Origin of the sequence: Flagellimonas aequoris (assembly GCF_003584165.1) — a bacterium.
Lineage (GTDB): Bacteria > Bacteroidota > Bacteroidia > Flavobacteriales > Flavobacteriaceae > Flagellimonas > Flagellimonas aequoris.
On record NZ_QXFJ01000008.1, the window covers coordinates 268,827 to 286,244 of the forward strand.

14 protein-coding genes are annotated in these 17,418 nt (G+C 44.1%); 5 read left to right on the forward strand and 9 right to left on the reverse strand.

Annotation, left to right across the window (positions count from 1 at the left end):
• The first annotated feature begins 63 nt into the window (after positions 1 to 63).
• Genes sppA through D2U88_RS02140 form a run of 3 tightly spaced genes read left to right on the forward strand, consistent with a single transcriptional unit; the run spans position 64 to position 5,267 of the window.
• Positions 64 to 1,824, forward strand: a complete 1,761-nt coding sequence (gene sppA, locus D2U88_RS02130) for a signal peptide peptidase SppA (protein ID WP_119638645.1) — start codon at positions 64 to 66, stop codon at positions 1,822 to 1,824.
• A gap of 5 nt (positions 1,825 to 1,829) precedes the next feature.
• Positions 1,830 to 2,537, forward strand: coding sequence for a queuosine precursor transporter (locus D2U88_RS02135; protein ID WP_119638646.1), 708 nt, complete (start codon positions 1,830 to 1,832; stop codon positions 2,535 to 2,537).
• A gap of 36 nt (positions 2,538 to 2,573) precedes the next feature.
• Complete coding sequence (locus D2U88_RS02140; protein WP_119638647.1) at positions 2,574 to 5,267, forward strand: AsmA-like C-terminal region-containing protein; 2,694 nt, start codon at positions 2,574 to 2,576, stop codon at positions 5,265 to 5,267.
• 30 nt (positions 5,268 to 5,297) lie between these two features.
• Here D2U88_RS02140 and D2U88_RS02145 read toward each other — a convergent pair whose 3' ends face one another.
• From D2U88_RS02145 to D2U88_RS02160, 4 genes are all read right to left on the reverse strand, one after another.
• Positions 5,298 to 6,065 carry a DUF6090 family protein gene (locus D2U88_RS02145; RefSeq protein WP_119638648.1) on the reverse strand — a complete coding sequence of 256 codons (768 nt, stop codon included), beginning with the start codon at positions 6,063 to 6,065 and terminating at the stop codon, positions 5,298 to 5,300.
• Between the two features lie 32 nt (positions 6,066 to 6,097).
• A complete protein-coding gene (locus D2U88_RS02150; RefSeq protein WP_119638649.1) occupies positions 6,098 to 7,432 on the reverse strand; it encodes a YfcC family protein in 1,335 nt (444 codons plus the stop codon).
• A gap of 122 nt (positions 7,433 to 7,554) precedes the next feature.
• Positions 7,555 to 8,835 carry an APC family permease gene (locus tag D2U88_RS02155; RefSeq protein WP_119638650.1) on the reverse strand — a complete coding sequence of 427 codons (1,281 nt, stop codon included), beginning with the start codon at positions 8,833 to 8,835 and terminating at the stop codon, positions 7,555 to 7,557.
• Positions 8,836 to 8,862: 27 nt separating this feature from the next.
• Positions 8,863 to 9,657, reverse strand: a complete 795-nt coding sequence (locus tag D2U88_RS02160) for a DUF2797 domain-containing protein (RefSeq protein WP_119638651.1) — start codon at positions 9,655 to 9,657, stop codon at positions 8,863 to 8,865.
• Between the two features lie 97 nt (positions 9,658 to 9,754).
• Here D2U88_RS02160 and D2U88_RS02165 point away from each other — a divergent pair, with 97 nt between their 5' ends.
• Positions 9,755 to 11,278 carry a GH3 auxin-responsive promoter family protein gene (locus D2U88_RS02165; protein ID WP_119638652.1) on the forward strand — a complete coding sequence of 508 codons (1,524 nt, stop codon included), beginning with the start codon at positions 9,755 to 9,757 and terminating at the stop codon, positions 11,276 to 11,278.
• A gap of 148 nt (positions 11,279 to 11,426) precedes the next feature.
• Complete coding sequence (locus D2U88_RS02170; RefSeq protein WP_119638653.1) at positions 11,427 to 11,966, forward strand: hypothetical protein; 540 nt, start codon at positions 11,427 to 11,429, stop codon at positions 11,964 to 11,966.
• On the opposite strand, the gene clpX is transcribed toward D2U88_RS02170, so the two are convergent.
• The 5 genes from clpX to D2U88_RS02195 all read right to left on the reverse strand — a co-directional run bounded on the left by clpX (position 11,967) and on the right by D2U88_RS02195 (position 17,401).
• Positions 11,967 to 13,202, reverse strand: coding sequence for an ATP-dependent Clp protease ATP-binding subunit ClpX (gene clpX / locus D2U88_RS02175; protein ID WP_119638654.1), 1,236 nt, complete (start codon positions 13,200 to 13,202; stop codon positions 11,967 to 11,969).
• Between the two features lie 86 nt (positions 13,203 to 13,288).
• Positions 13,289 to 13,969: an ATP-dependent Clp endopeptidase proteolytic subunit ClpP gene (gene clpP / locus D2U88_RS02180; RefSeq protein ID WP_119638655.1), complete on the reverse strand. Its 681-nt coding sequence runs from the start codon at positions 13,967 to 13,969 to the stop codon at positions 13,289 to 13,291.
• A gap of 87 nt (positions 13,970 to 14,056) precedes the next feature.
• The gene (gene tig / locus D2U88_RS02185; protein ID WP_119638656.1) at positions 14,057 to 15,379 is read right to left on the reverse strand and encodes a trigger factor; all 1,323 of its coding nucleotides are present in this window, start codon (positions 15,377 to 15,379) and stop codon (positions 14,057 to 14,059) included.
• Positions 15,380 to 15,478: 99 nt separating this feature from the next.
• Positions 15,479 to 15,823 (reverse strand): phage holin family protein, encoded by a 345-nt coding sequence (locus tag D2U88_RS02190; RefSeq protein WP_119638657.1) that lies wholly within the window; start codon positions 15,821 to 15,823, stop codon positions 15,479 to 15,481.
• A 78-nt stretch (positions 15,824 to 15,901) separates the two neighbouring features.
• Positions 15,902 to 17,401, reverse strand: coding sequence for an SGNH/GDSL hydrolase family protein (locus D2U88_RS02195; protein ID WP_119638658.1), 1,500 nt, complete (start codon positions 17,399 to 17,401; stop codon positions 15,902 to 15,904).
• Positions 17,402 to 17,418: the final 17 nt, after the last annotated feature.

A 17,418-nucleotide genomic window follows, 5' to 3' on the forward strand; every position in this document is an offset into this window, starting at 1 on the left:
AGGAACAAAGTAAACAAAACAATACTACAATGGTTATATTTGGAACGTAATAAATTTTGTTGGATGAACTTTTTGAGAAACCTGTTGGCTTCCATTTTGGGAAGTTTGGTGGCATTTGCGATTATCATGGGAATGTTCTTTATCTTTTTGATTTTGATGGGCAATTCCGATGACGGGGTGGTGGTGAAAAAGAATTCCATTTTGGAAATCGGATTGATGATGCCCATTTTGGATTATACGGGAAAGGACGAGGCCGATCCTTTTGCCGCGCTTTGGGCAGCGGATATCGGTTTGGACGAGATCATACACGCCATAAAGGTGGCCAAGGAAGATGATGATATCGAGGGAATCAGCATTACCACCAGTTTTTTACAGGCCGGGATGGCCCAGACCAGGGAAATCAGGGAAGCTTTGCTCGACTTTAAGGCATCCGGGAAGTTTATCATGGCACATTCCGATTTTTATTCCCAAAAGGATTACTACTTGGCCAGTGTGGCAGATGAGGTCTATATGAATCCCGTCGGGGCATTGGATTTTAAAGGTTTGGCCACTGAAGTGTTATATTATAAAGACCTTCAGGAAAAAACGGGTATAAAGATGGAAGTCATCCGCCATGGGAAGTACAAAAGTGCCGTGGAGCCCTTTTTGTCCAATACCATGAGCGAGGAGAACCGTACCCAACTCAAGGAACTGCTCACCTCCATTTGGGACGTGATGCTGGACGACTTATCGGCATCAAGGAACATTTCCAAAGCAGATTTGAATATCATAGCCGATACATTGGGCGGAAGGACCCCAAAGCTGGCCGTGGCATCGGGATTACTGGATGGCACCTTGCACTTTGACCAGTACGAAGGATTGCTCAAGGAAAAAGTAGGGGTTGGGGAAGACGAAGAGTTGAACTATGTGTCGCTAACGGATTATGTTCAAAAGTCCAATAGGCAAAAAATACAGACCGGTACCGATAAAGTGGCCGTAATCTATGCACAGGGAGAAATATTTTTCGGGGAAGGCGGAAAAGATCAAATAGGCCAAGGGCTTATTGTGGATGCCCTAAAAAAAGCAGCCAAGAACGAAAATGTTAAAGCCATTGTGTTCCGAGTGGATTCCCCTGGGGGCAGTGCGTTGGTCTCCGATATCATTTGGAGGGAAATGCAACTGGCCAAGGCGGTAAAGCCTGTGGTCGTTTCCTTTGGAAACGTGGCCGCATCGGGAGGCTATTATATTGGGGTGGGCGGTGATAAAATCTTTGCCGAACCCACTACCATTACCGGTTCCATTGGGGTGTTCGGAACCATTCCCAACGTAAACGAACTGGCCAAGAATGTAGGCATCAACGCGGAGCAAGTGGGGACCAACAAAAACTCGGTGGATTATTCCCTTTTTGAACCCATGAGCGATTCGTTCCGGAAGGTGGTCTTGGAAAGCATCGAGGAAACGTACGGCACCTTTTTGGAGCGTGTGGCCCAAGGGCGTAACATGACCGTTGCCCAAGTGGATTCCTTGGCCCAAGGTAGGGTGTGGAGCGGTATCGATGCGAAAGCCAACGGTTTGGTGGACGAACTAGGGAATTTGGACGATGCCATTGCCGCTGCGGCCGAAATGGCCGGACTAGAATCCTATGGCATACGGCAATACCCCAAGTACAAGACCGACTTTGAGCGCTTTATGGAAAATTTGGGAGGAGTGAAAGCCAAAATAGGGCAGGAACTTATCCAAGAAGAAATTGGCACAGAGGCATACAAGATGTTGAAGGAGTTTAAGGATTTGAGCAAACAGGAAGGAATACAGGCCAAAATGCCGTTTAGTTTGAATATTAAATAGAAAGGATGACGCAAAGGGACAAAAGAGCTGCGTTTTCCATTTACCTCTACCTAGGGGCTCTGTTCATTACTTCGTTAGTGGTGTCCAACCTTATTTTCCAGAAGTTTTTTCACTGGAACCCCTTTGGGGAAGTCACCGTTTTTGGTGCGCCGTTGTTTGAGCTTTCGGTCGGGATTTTACCTTATCCGGTTACTTTCTTGATTACGGATTTGGTCTCGGAGGTGTACGGGCAGAAAAAAGCCAATCAGGTGGTCACGGCAGGTATTTTTGCCTCTTTTTTCTCCATGGGCATCATTTTGTTGGCCAATTTTTCGGAAGCTATTCCCAGTTCCCCAGTGGATGATGTCACCTTCACCAAGGTATTCGGCTTGTCCCCCTTGGGTGTTTTGGCCTCTATGCTGGCCTATTTGGCCGCACAGTATATCGATATAAAAATCTATCATTATTGGAAAAAGGTGACAGATGGCCGGATGCTGTGGCTTCGGAACAACTTTTCCACCTTTTCTTCCCAGTTTATAGATACCCTAACGGTAATTACCCTATTATGTCTTTTTGGGGTATTGCCTTGGGATAAATTTTATGGTTTGTTGGTCAGCGGGGTCATTTTTAAGATCATAATTGCGGTGTTGGACACCCCTTTCCTCTATTTTTTCGTATATCTCATGCGTAAAAGATTTAACTTAAAAATAGGGGAGGAAATTTCTTTGGATTGACAACTTCTCCTTTAATTTGTTGTAAAACATCTAAGTATGAAGAAAAAAGTCCTAAAGATTGCCGGTATAACCCTACTTATCCTACTCGTCCTGATCATTGCACTTCCATTGTTCCTTCAAGGAAAGATTGAACAAATCATCAAGGACAAAGTCAACAATAGCATCAACGCCACCTTCGATTTTGAAGATGCCAGCCTGAGCTTGCTCAAGAGTTTCCCGAATGCCAATTTGGAACTTACTAATCTTTCTCTCGTCAACAAAGCACCTTTTGAAGGGGACACGTTGTTTTATGCAGGCGATATAGAACTCACCATGTCCATCAAGGAATTGTTCAAATCTGCTGATGAGCCCATCGTCCTTCAAAAATTGAATGTGGACCATGCTAAAGTGAACATTAAGGTGGATTCAAGCGAGAATGCCAATTACGATATCGCCAAAGCGGATGAAAGTGTTCCAACAGAGACTACGGAAACATCCGATGACAATTTCACCTTGGCCATGGATTCCTATAGCATCACCAATTCGGAAATTGTGTACCATGATCTTTCAAGTGGAATGCGTTTGGCCATTTCCGAAATGAACCACTCCGGTACCGGAGATCTGTCCCTGGAAAAATCCCAATTGAAGACCATGACCGATGCCTTGGTTTCCTTTGAGATGGACAGCACTTTGTATCTGAACAAGAACAAGATCAACTTAGATGCCTTGATCGATATTGATCTGGCCGAGAGCAAATATTCCTTTTTGGAGAACAAGGCGATGGTGAATCAATTGCCCTTGGTTTTTGATGGCTTCGTAAAACTAAATGATGACAACCAAGAGGTGGATATCACTTTCAAGACACCGTCTTCGGATTTCAAAAACTTTTTGGCCGTAATTCCCGAAGCCTATTCCAAAAACATTGAAACCGTTGAAACTACCGGAAATTTTGAGGTGAACGGTCAGTTTAAAGGTATCGTTGACGATGAACACATTCCTACCTTCAAAATTGCCATCAATTCGGACAATGCCTCGTTCAAATATCCGGATTTGCCCAAAGCGGTTCGTAACGTGTATATCGATACCGAGATCAACAACGAAACGGGTATCACCGAGGATACCTATGTGAACATCAATAAATTGTCTTTCACCATTGATCAGGACAAATTCAACATGAATGCCAAGATCAGGGAATTGATGGGCAATACCAAAGTGAACGCGCACATGGATGGCAAGATCAATTTGGCCAACCTTTCCAGTGCCTATCCAATGCCCGAAGATTTCAATTTGAAGGGTATGTTGAATGCGGATGTGACCACCAGTTTCGATATGGCATCGTTGGAAAAAAAACAGTACCAGAATACCAAGACCGCCGGGACTATGCAATTGACTGGGTTTGAGTATACTTCCGAGGAAATGAAGAATCCGGTGGCCATCAGCAATGCTGCCATGACTTTTAATCCACAAACCGTTACCTTGAATTCTTTTGAGGGGAAAACGGGCAGTACGGATTTCAACGCCACGGGAACCCTGACCAATTTGTTGGGCTTTATGTTCAACAATGAAAATGTGGAGGGGAATTTCAAACTGACCTCTAACCAATTCGCCCTGAACGATTTTATGATGGAGGATACGGTTGAAGAGGGCCAGACGCAAACCGAGACGCCTACTACTGGAGAGGAGCGCATCAAGATCCCTTCGTTTTTGGATTGTACGGTGGAGGCTGCCGCCAATACGGTGTTGTATGATGACCTAAAGCTGAAAAATGTGAAGGGTACTTTAGTGATCAAAGATGAGACGGCTACGGTAAAGAACCTGACCTCCGATTTGTTTGGCGGAACCTTGGGTCTGAACGGTTCGGTTTCTACCAAGGAGGCCAATTCCACTTTTGATGTGGATCTGGGGATGAGCAATTTCAACATAGGGGAATCTTTTGCCGGATTGGAACTCTTCAAAGTATTGACGCCTTTGGCCAGTGCATTGCAGGGTAAGTTGAATTCCGATATTAAAATTGCAGGTAACCTGAAAGACGACTTTACGCCCAATTTGGCCACCATTTCAGGGAATTTATTGGCGGAACTGCTTTCACCAAAATTAGATACCGAAAAAGCACCATTGGTTTCGGCCTTGGACAGCAAACTGAATTTTTTAAACACCAAGGAAATTGATTTGAACGGACTTAAGACCGCCTTGAGTTTTGACAATGGTTCCGTAAAGGTGAAACCGTTTACGCTAAAATATAAGGACATCGGCATCAACGTAGCGGGTAGCCATACCTTTGATAAACAAATGCAGTACACGGCAACCTTGGATGTTCCAGCCAAATATTTGGGCACGGAAGTAAACAAGCTGATTGCCCAAATGAACGATCAAAGCCTGCAAGAGGTGACCGTTCCGGTAACGGCAAACATTGGTGGCAGTTTTACCAATCCCACGGTGAGTACCGACCTTACCTCTAGTGTAAAGACCTTGACCACCAAATTGGTGGAAATCCAAAAGCAAAAATTGGTGAACAAGGGTAAGGATACGGCCAAGGATCTCTTGTCCGATGTGTTCAAAAAGGATGAGGGCGATACCACGGCCACCAAATCTTCTGAGGTAAAAGAGGCCTTGGGTAATTTGCTGGGGGGTCAAAAGGAAACCAAAACCGATACAGCCAAGACCACAACCAAGGAAGAAGACGTAAAGAATACAGCAAAATCCGTTTTGGGCGGTTTGCTGGGGAAAAAGAAAAAAGATACTGTGAACTAAAATTAAAAGGGCGATAAACATCGCCCTTTTTTATTCCTTGATCTCGCCGTTGATAGTGGCTAGGATTTCGTTCATGCTCTGCATCAATGGGGTGTAATGCAAGGTTTCCGTTGTAATACTGGTGAGGATGAACATCAACAGATTGTTCTCAAATTCGGTGGATTGCAAAAGGTGAAGGTTGCTCAGTTGTTCCTTGCCGACGGGCAGTCCCAAGTCACCCGAAACCCCCGTAAGGTCATAAATGGTCTTGATGCTGTTCCCGTTCCTTCGGAACATAGTAATGATCTGATCTCGTTCATGATCCAGCATTGCTTCTTGTTTGGTAATATCTTCAATATTGGAAATCCAATTGGTGAGCAAAACCCGGAGATTTGGGTTCGACAGATCCTTTAAACTACCCGAATTGATCATCTCTTCCAACAACGAATTGTTGGGGTTATAGGAAATATCAAAAGCGAGGGCATTGTACAACAAGTTGGACAGCTCCTCTTCATTGGGAAGATTCTCCTGATCTTGCATGAAACCAATGATTTTTTTGGAATCTTCGTAGCTTTTTTTGTTGACGGCAATAAGATTCTTGAGTTTGGTCTGGCTCGTCTCGAATTCCTTTTTCAGTCCGACCAGATATACCTGTTCTTTTTCCCTTTTGATGTGTTGTTCGTTGGCGTTGTCTATGGCAAGGGCAATCAAAATACCGATGACTACTAGCACTATTTCACCAATGGCATAAAGGATATAGTTGCTGATCTTTCTTTCTTCAACAAGACCTTTTCTTATTTTCCTAAAAAATTTAAGCATGTTCAATTCTTTGGTAGCATTCGCATTTGCTTTTATCGATAGCCGATGACAACCGCTATGATTATGGCAATGGCACCGATCAAAAGCATGAGCGAGGTTGGTATGATGGCAAATTTAAACCATTTGTTATAAGGAACATTGCCGATGGCCAAAACAGCCATGAGGGCACCGTTGGTGGGAATGATCATATCGGCCATCACAGCACCGTATTGGTAGGCCAAGACACAAGTCTGTCGCGAGAGACCTATTAAATCGGACAAAGGCACCAAAATGGGCATGGTAAGAACCGCTTGCCCTGAATAACTGGGCACCGGAAAGTGGAGCAGTGAATGGGAGACCATCATTAGAATACCCGAGGTTGCCGGGGAAAAGTTTTGCAAAGGCCCGAACAATCCATATACAATGGTATCCATGATCATGCCATCTGTCAAAATAATGGAAATGCTGTTTGCCAATCCCATGATGAGGGCTGCAAAAAGCATTTCCTTCATACCGTCAATATAGGTTTCAGTGGTTTTGTTCAGATTCATTTTGGCAAGTAGTGCCGCTAGAATGCCCAAGGCAAAGAAGCAGGCCGACATTTCATTAAAGCCCCATTCCAAATAAAGGATTCCTAGAATTACGATTACAAAGGTCAGGCAAAGCAACCACAATATGGCGCTATGCCGAACCCCCATTTTTTGATGTGTGGGATTCATCAAGATTTTCTCAATCCGGTTTTTTTGGGCATAACGCAAAAGATAGACCAACCATACTAAAAATGCCACTAAAAGTACGGCCATACGAAAGGTTCCCCCGGACAATAAAGGGATTGCTGCTTCTTTCTGCGCAATAAGAACCGCAAAAGGATTGGAAGGACTGAACGAGCTGCCCACCACCGTGGAGCCATAACTTGCAAAGAGCATGGTGAGGGTATTATAGCCCAAACTTTTTCCGAACAAAATCAATACAGGGGCCAAGGCGACCACTTCTTCTTGCATACCAATGGAGACGCCCCCAGCGGTAAACAATGTGGTTAAAATAATGAGGGCATAGGATTCCTTGCCATTAAGCAATACCACCAATTTGGCAAGTCCTTCAGTGAGGGCACCTGTTTTTTCAATAATATAGAAACAACCACCGATCAAAAAAATTAGGACGATTAGGTCAGCCCCTTTTTCCAGTCCTTCGGGAATGGAGACCAAAAGATCAAAAAACCCGGGTCTTTCCGCATCAACAGAATGATAGGAATTGTTAACTACCCGTGTAATTCCGGTTTCCTCCTCCAAAAATCTTTCATAACTGCCCTGTGGAACAACATAGGTGAACAACCAGGAAAAGAAAATCACCCCAAGAAGAATGACAAAGGCATTGGGAAAGTTTTTCATGCGGTCGGTTTTGGTTTGGCAGGTTATCAAATTCCATAATTTGGAAAGATAACTTCCTTAAAATAAAGCTATTTTGAGCAAATTTTCACAAAAAGTTACTGAAAATCAAAGGGTATCGGAATCTATTTCTTACGTCGTTCCATCCATTTGTAGATGGCCTCCACGGCAAAACAAAAGCCAATTAAGGATACAGCCACGATTACCCCCATGATATTGGAACCGAATTGTTGTTGTAACAATGCTAGCATGGCAATGGAGCAGAGGATAAATCCTGCCAAGGCAATGGTCCTGTTACTTTTGGTTTCCTTGGACAATTTGAATCCCACAAGATTTACGATGGCAAAGATCAAAAGGAATCCAACGCTACCTGCGGTGGAAATACTTTCCAGTTCCAAGGTATTGGTCAAAGTCAAGGTAAGAATGGTGGTGATCAAAAGTCCAATGGGTTGGTTCCAGAGTTGAGAGGTGAATTCATTGGGCAATTCATCGTCCTCAGCAATTTCATAGCTTACACGGCTCCCGCCATAGAGGGAGGCATTGATGGCCGAAAACGTTGAGATAAGGGCCGCAATGGTAATGATGGTAAAGCCCACTTGTCCCAACATGGGTTTGGCCGCTTCGGCCAACACATAATCCTGGGCCGTGGCAATTTCTTTAAAGGGAAGTGATCCTACGGTAACCACTGCGATGATGATGTAGAGTAAAATCACAAAAATGATGGAAATGTAATAGGCACGCGGAATGTTCTTTTCTGGGTCTTCCATATCGGGTGCCGCATTGGCAATGAGCTCAAAACCTTCATAAGCCACAAAAATGACCATTCCCCCGGTCAAAAGTTTGATGGGTGTTTCCCAATTGGCAGGTGAGAGTTGTTCCAGATTTGCATTGCCTATCAACCCATAAATGCCGACACCAATAAAGGCAATCAAAATAATCAGCTTGATAATGACGGCATAGGACTCTATGGCCCCCACCACTTTAATACTGTAATAGTTGATGCCCGATGCCAATACAATGATAAAGGTAGCATAGATATGAAAGTCCATTGGTCCACCAGTGATGGCGTACAGGTTGGGTGCATAGGAACCAAATGCCGAGGCGTATAGGGACAACATGATGATATAACTCAGCCAGAGCAGATTATTGATGCCACCGCTAAAAATGGTCTGGCCAAAACCTTGGTTGATGAACTTTACGGTACCTCCACGATCGGGATAGGCCAAGGAGAGTTTTACATAGCTGTACGAAGTGAGCAACGCAATGATCCCGGCAAAGAGAAAAGCGATCGGTGTGCCTCCCTTGGCCAGGGAAACCGCCAACCCAAGGACCGCGAAAATACCGCCACCCACCATTCCGCCAATGCCGATGGAAATAGCTTCCCTAAGTCCAATCGTTTTGCTCATATATACCTAATTCTTTACGAATAGTCTTTAGTTAAAATCAATTCCCACATAATAGCCTTCATTACCCCGTACGTTAAAGACCGTACTGTCTTCAAAAATAAGGTACTGTCCTTTAATGCCCTTTAGCACTCCTTTATAACTAGGGGTTTTGTCCAGATTGAGGCTTTTTACTTTTTCAGGATATTGATGTACGGGAAATTCCAGATGCGTCTCCCCATTGTTTTCTATAAAATAATCGGCCACTTCATCGGGGATGAATGGTTTCAGTTTGTCACGCCATTCCACTAGATCTACATCCTCAATGCGATTGGTGAGCATTTTTTGCCAACTTGTTTTATCGCTCACATGGTCTTTTAAGGCTACTTCGGTAATGCCTGCCAAATAACGGTTGGGCACTTCCACAATTTCTATAGCTTCATGGGCACCTTGATCGATCCATCGGGTGGGTACCTGAGATTTTCTTGTCACACCTACTTTTATGTTGCTGGAATTGGCCAGATATACGATATGGGGCTGCAGTTGCATTTTTTTCTCATACTCCAGGTTACGGTCTTCCTGGTCCAGATGGGCCGTGCTCAGTTCCGGTTTCATGATCCAATCCCCTGCCAAGGGTGTTTCATAGAAGCATGATTTGCAGAATCCTTGTCTGTAGATAGGCTTGTCCTCTCCACAATTAAGACATTGAAATTTGATGAAATCGATTTGGAGTTCCCTGTCCAGCATTTGGTTGAGGTTCAAAAAGTCGCTTCCCAAGGTCATAAAGTATTGGATGGGATGGCCGTTTTCGGTTTGCATTTTGCGGAGGACTCCTTCGTACAACATGTTGGAATGATTGTTTGTTTCTAATTTGAAAATGAATGCCAGAAAAGCTATTTTAGCTGTTGCACCCGACTAAATTTCTTGGTTAAATATACCTAAAATGCCAATACAATTATTCAACTCCATTGCTTCTTGGTTACTGAGAAAGCGCTACCACCAGATAGAGCTTTTTCTAAAATATCCCTTGGACGTTCAGGATGAGGTGCTAAGGCATTTGCTCGATTTTTCCCAAGAGACCATGATAGGGAAGCAATACGGGTTCAAAGATCTCCCCAAATACGAGGAATTCAGGAACCGTATCCCCATTGTAGGTTACGAGGATGTGGCCCCAATGATTGAGCGGACCCGACGTGGGGAACAGAACCTGTTTTGGCCCACCACCATAAAATGGTTTGCCAAAAGTAGCGGTACCACCAATGCCAAGAGCAAGTTTATCCCGGTAAGCAATGAAGCATTGGAGGATTGCCACTATAAATCCAGCAAGGATCTGTTGTGCCTGTACTTGAACAACAATGAAAACTCCCAACTTTTCACCGGAAAGAGTTTACGATTGGGTGGGAGCAAGGAACTTTATGAGGACAATGGTACCTTTTTTGGGGATTTGTCCGCCATTTTGATCGATAACATGCCGCTTTGGGCCGAATACAGTAGTACACCCAGTAACAAGGTTTCCCTTATGACTGAATGGGAATCGAAGCTGGAGGCCATTATAGAGGAGAGTATTCGGGAGAATGTGACCAGCTTGGCGGGCGTTCCATCTTGGATGTTGGTTTTGCTCAACCAAGTTTTGGAGAAAACGGGTAAGAACCATTTGTTCGAGGTTTGGGAAAATTTGGAGGTCTATTTTCATGGAGGGGTCAGTTTTACCCCGTATAAGAATCAATACAAGAAACTGCTCCCCAGAAAAAAGTTCAATTTTTATGAAACCTATAATGCATCGGAAGGATTTTTTGGGATTCAGGACCGTAATAACTCGGATGAACTTTTGTTGATGTTGGACTATGGTATTTTTTATGAGTTTATCCCTTTGGATTCCCATGGAGGAGAGGAGAGGGCCATCCCATTATGGGAAGTGGAACTTGGAGTCAATTATGCCATGGTGATTACCACCAATGCCGGATTATGGCGATATAAAATAGGGGACACCGTTCGGTTTACCTCCAAAAATCCCTATCGGATTAGGATTACCGGAAGGACCAAGCACCATATCAATGTTTTTGGAGAAGAATTGATCATTGAAAATGCCGAGGAAGCCCTCCGGCAAATATGCCAGAAGACGGATGCGGAAATCATGGATTATACCGCGGCACCTATTTTTATGACGGGCAAAGAGAAGGGGGCACATGAATGGATTATCGAGTTCAGAAAGCCACCAGAGGATGTAGCCTATTTCACCGAAGTGCTGGACAACGCCTTAAAATCCCTTAATTCTGACTACGAGGCCAAGCGGTATAACAATATCACTTTAAAAATGCCAAAAGTGCATGTCGCCCGCAAAAATTTGTTCCATGACTGGCTCAAATCCAAGAACAAATTGGGTGGGCAGCACAAGATTCCCCGGCTTTCCAACGAGCGTGGATATATTGATGAATTGCTTCGGATGAATATGGAACAAAGGGTATGATGTGTGTTTTTTACATTTACGAAAACGTTTTCGTAAATGTTGACCCTTTATCGTATAAAGTTCCCTTTTGAACAAATAAAAACGGTTTTCCCCGGTTTAATGTTGAAATTCCCCTCGCAAATCTTGTAAACACTAAACCATTAAGATTATGGCAGAAAAACTTGTTGTTGTCTCCGACATGTGGGGAGCAAAAAAAGGACTTTGGATAGCATCCTATTTTGGATATCTCCAACAATACTATGATATTGTTTTCCATGATTGCCAGCAATTGGGCAATATAGATGTTCCCATTTCTTCAGAAGAAAATGTTCACCGCGCCTTTGTGGAAGGAGGTATTGATACCGCGGTTGCCAATTTGCTCAAAAAGGAAACCGTGCCGGCGCATTATCTGGCTTTCAGTACAGGTGGTACCATTGCCTATAAGGCAGCCTTGAAAGGTTTGCCAGTGAAATCATTGACGGCTATTTCGGCTACACGAATTCGATTGGAGGAACAAAGGCCGGATACCCGCCTCAATCTGCTGTACGGGGAATGTGATGCCAACAAGCCGGACATGAAATGGTCCCAACAAGTAGGTGTCGATTTTAAAATAGCGCCTAGCTTTGGACACATGCTCTATTCCGACGAGAAAATAATTTCAGAAGTCTGTTTGGAGCTTTTGGAACAAGTCACAAAAAAAGTGGTCTGATTAAGAGACCACTTTTAGTTTTTTTATCGTTTCGTAAGACAACTTTTCTTCCGCGTAGGCCTTTGTAACCTTGAATTCGGTTTCATCACTGCTGGGCAATGTGAACATCGCATCGGTGAAAACCGCTTCGCAAAGGGAACGGAGTCCCCGGGCGCCAAGTTTGTATTCCACTGCCTTATCCACAATATAGCTCAATGCCTGTTCTGTGATGGTAAACGTAATACCATCCATGGCAAAAAGTTTTTCATATTGTTTGATGATGGCATTCTTGGGTTCGGTCAAGATGGCGCGTAACGTTTTTGCGTCTAAAGGATTCATATGGGTGAGCACAGGAAGTCGCCCGATGATTTCAGGTATCAATCCAAATTCCTTAAGGTCTTTTGGGATGATGTACTGCAAAATATTGTCATTGTCCAACTTGTCCTCCGCTTTGGACGCACTATAACCAACGGCTTGCATGTTCAAGCGCTTGGTGATGATGCGTTCAATACCATCAAAAGCACCACCGGCCACAAAAAGAATGTTTTCGGTATTCACCTCGATGAATTTTTGGTCGGGATGTTTACGCCCACCCTTGGGTGGAACATTCACTACGGTACCTTCCAACAGTTTCAACAACCCTTGCTGTACCCCTTCACCTGAAACATCTCGGGTAATGGAAGGGTTATCGCTCTTACGGGCGATCTTGTCTATCTCATCGATGAACACAATACCTCTTTCGGCCTTTTCCAAGTTGTAATCAGCAGCCTGTAACAAACGGGTGAGGATGCTTTCCACATCTTCCCCAACATAACCGGCTTCGGTGAGTACAGTGGCATCCACAATGGCCAAGGGTACATTGAGCATCCTGGCGATGGTCTTGGCGATAAGGGTCTTGCCCGTACCGGTCTGACCTACCATGATGATATTGCTCTTTTGGATCTCTACTTCGTCATCCTTGCCCTTTGGCTGTAAAAGTCTTTTGTAGTGGTTGTACACCGCTACCGACATTACTTTTTTGGTCCTTTCCTGACCAATAACAAATGTGTCCAAGAAATCACGGATCTCCACAGGTTTTTTTAGTTCCAGTTCGGATGACAGGTCGTGGTTTTTGGATTGTTTGGATTCTTCCGCTACAATGCTATGGGCCTGTTCTATACATCTGTCGCAAATATGCGCATCAAGGCCGGCAATCAATAAATTGGTTTCCGGCTTTTTTCTACCACAAAAAGAACATTCCAAGTTTTCCTTTGCCATATTTCTCAACTATTCAACCATTAATAACGCAAAAATATTGGATTTGTTCTGCGCTAAGTGGTTGTTTCTTAATTAATTGCTGTGAATTAAGATTTTTCTCTTATCAAAATTTCATCGATCATCCCGTATTTCTTGGCCTCTTCCGCCTTCATCCAATAATCACGGTCACTGTCGTCATAGACTTTCTCAAAAGTCTGGCCAGAATGTTTGGAGATGATCTCATACAATTCGTCTTTGATCTTCAATACTTCTTTGGCTGCGATTTCAATATCACTGGCCTGGCCTTGGGCACCTGAAAGCGGTTGGTGGATCATCACCCTTGAGTGGGGCAATCCACTTCTTTTGCCCTTTTGTCCCGCGCAGAGCAGTACAGCTGCCATAGAGGCGGCTATACCGGTACAAATGGTGGCCACATCTGGCTTGATGAACTGCATGGTATCGTAAATGCCCAATCCAGCATACACACTTCCGCCAGGGGAATTGATATAGATCTGGATGTCCTTGGAGGCATCTGCGCTTTCCAAAAAGAGCAACTGGGCCTGGACAATATTGGCCACTTGATCGTTGATTCCCGTTCCCATGAAAATGATTCGGTCCATCATCAATCGGGAGAAAACATCCATGGCAACGGCATTCAATTGTCGTTCCTCGATGATGTTGGGGGTCATGTTCATAGGGTACATGCTGCTCATGATCTGGTCATAGTGCATGCTGTTTATACCGTGATGCTGGGTAGCATATTTTCTAAATTCTTTTCCGTAATCCATAGGATATTACTCGATTTATCTTAAAAAAAAGGTGCCGAAAAAATAGCTTTTCGGCACCGTAAAGATACTTATTTTTCTTTTAGCAGACTAGCTGTATGCCTCCTTGATGAAGTCGTCATAAGATACTTCCTTCACCTTTAGGTTGGCCTTCTCTTTGTAAAGGTCCAACAATTTTTGGCTCATCAACTGTTCTGAAAGTCGTTTTACCTCATCTTGGTTGCTCATCACCCGAACGGCAATATTCTCCAATTCCTCCTCTTTGGGGTCCATATGTCCGTACTGTGCCATTTGGGATTTGATGAATCCTTTGGCAAATTCCTTAAGCTCATCAAACTGCACTTGAAGGTTGTTCTCTTGAATGATCTTACCTTCGATCAATTGATAACGAAGACCTTTTTCCGATCTTTCGAACTCTTCATTGGCTTCATCATCCGAAAGCATTTGCTCCCCGCTCACCTGGATCCATTTTTTCAAAAACTCTGCCGGTAGTTCGAATTTGGTATCATCGATCAATCTCTCGGTGATGTCATTCAATAACTTTTGATCGGATTGCTGCTCAAACTGTTTCTCGGAATCTTCCTTGATACGGTCTTTCAACTCTTTGGCAGACTTTACGTTGTCCTTGCCGAACAATTTATCGAACAACTCTTGATCCAATGGAGCTGGTTGTCTTTCATTGATTTCCTCAATAGTGAAGGTAACTTCGGCGTTTAGATTATCCGCCTTATCACGGCTGATGCCCAATGCGCTGGATAAAAGGTAATCTTCCTTAAAAAGTCCTTTGGTGGAAAGGGTAACGGTGTCACCCACTTTTTTTCCTACCAAGGCATCCACAGCTTTTTTGGCTTTTACTTTATCTACTTCAATGGTGGTCTTGTTGTTGATGTCCTCGGCCTCGTTCACAAAAGTTCCGGTAACCTCGTCGGCTTTGCCCACTTCGGTTTTGGATACCAACTTTCCATATTGTTTTTGGATGCGCTCTACCTGATCGTCGATCATTTTTTTATCGGCCACGATCTTGTATTGGGTCACGGCTTTTTTGGTCTTCAACTGCACCTCGAAGTTGGGGGCCAATCCCAATTCAAATTCGAAATCGAGATTATCATTGTCCCAATCAAAATTTTCGGGTTGCTTGGGGAGCGGGTTGCCCAAAACATCCAATTTTTCCTCGGTAAGGTATTTGTTCAGATTGTCCTGAAGCAGTTTGTTCACCTCATCTACCAATACGGCCTTTCCATACTGTTTTTTGATCAGTCCCATGGGAACCTGACCTTTTCTAAAACCAGGGATATTGGCCTGCTTTCTGTAATCGTTAAGGATTTTCTCTACCTTATCCTGATAGTCTTCTTTGCTTATGGCGACTTTTACAACTGCATTAAGATCGTCAATCTGCTCTTTAGTAATGTTCATCTCCTACCTAATTTGCTGTTCAAAAATGGGATGCAAAAGTAATGCATTTTTAGTTTGACAGCAACTTTTTAAACCCTTGAATTTCAAACCAAACGAATTCTATTGGTCTTCCTTCAAAATAGAATGCAAAATGGCCTGTAAAATGGACAACAACAAACTGAAAATAATGGCCCACCAGAAGTTGACGACCTGAAAACCATCAATCAATTTTGCGGCGAATAGGATGATGACGGCGTTGATTACCAGTAGAAAAAGCCCCAAGGTGAGAATGGTGATCGGTAGCGTTAAAATGACCAGTATGGGTTTCACCAAAAAGTTGAGCAAGCTCAATACCACCGCAACGATAATGGCCGTGACCATGGAATCCACACCCACTCCTGGGAGCACGTAGGATAAAATAACGACGGCGAGGGCATTCAACAATAATCGTATTATAAGTTTCATAATCCTGTTTTTAGGGTTTAGCGAAATAAAAAAGGCACCGTGCCTACGGTGCCCTTAAGATAATGAAATAATGTTTGTCTAGTTAATATAGAGCCCAGTATAATCCAATGGGTTGACCATCGGTAAGTTGGACCCAAATTTTGTATTGATTGCAGTTGTAAATGCATTGGCGACAATTGCATAACCCCTAGGAGCTGGGTGCACACCGTCCAATGAAAATCCTCCACCTGTGGCAAAATCACTGGTCACTACACTGCCATCGGTTAATTGGACACCAGAGGAATTGATAGTGCCCAAGAGCGTGTTGACATCGACAAAAGCAAGGTCATAAGCAGAAGCTAGTGCTGAGATGGTTACGTTGTAAGCATCTGTTGCCGTTTTGACCATCAACTGTTCTTCAGGGGTCAATACCCATTTGTCTGCCAATGGAACAGCCACGCCGTTGATGGATGTAGGATTGTTCGGATCGGCCAAGGTACCGATAAAGGAACTCGAGGTAAGCACCAAAAGGTCATCGGCCGTCGCCTGTCTCATATTAATCAAGGCTGGGTTATAGCCAGTAAGGTCAGTAAGATCCTCATCCATGATGACCACGGCATTGCCTTCACCAGCAGAAAAGGAAATGGTTCTTTTAGCCAATTCTTCAGCAGTTATGATGTTCAACGCCTGTAATTGTGCCAACCCTGCATTATAGGCTCCGTAAGCAGCCATACTGTTCAGGTAAGCAGCGGTTTCAGCATCCAATGGAATGGGATTGTATGGTACAGTGGAAAAATAGGGAAGGTCGGTTACATATGGGATGTTGGCAATGGCACCATTTGCGCCATTGGCCGTCAAGGTCTGCACAATACCGCTCATTACACTTGCATACACATTTGGATCAGTAATATCGGCCCTTGAATACGTGCTGGGGTCCAAATTTCCGGTTTGGTCAGTTCCTGCTCCTCCACCTGTGGCATACAATAGAACATCATTGGATCCAGCCCATAACGTAAAGAAAGTTGCCCCTTGGGCAGCGGCATCACCGATTACGGTGGCCGATTCGGAAGAAGAAAATCTCGCGAAATATGGATTTGCAGTGCCCATGGCCACTCCGGCCACGCTACCATAACCTGGAGCCAATAATTCATAACTCTTCGCCCCTGGTACTCCCATGTTGTTGAAAGATCCGGACAATTTGCTGGACACTTCGGTGGATCCCTGACCTGATACTGCAACGGGTGCGGGGCCGTCCGCGGTAAAGGCCAAAATAAGCCTGTTTCCGGCGATAGGGGTGCCTTGCAGGGTCATCCCTCCCAAATTATCCGCCATAAAGGGAATGTCAAAAGAGCCTCCTCCTACCAATGCAAAATTGGTAGCCAACATATTGGGGAAAGAGGCTTCCTGGCCGGCAATAAAAAGGGCATTGTCCGAAAATCCTGCGGTAAGGGAATTTCCAACTGCTACGTAATTGGAAAAATCCGCGGTTCCGGAAGTATATTCAACGGGCTCTGTCGTGTTGTCAATTGGGGTGGTATCGTCTTCACATGCTATCAAGAATAAGCCTAAGAAAGGGAGTAAGGCATAAAACTTTTTCATATCGAAAATCTGTTAGA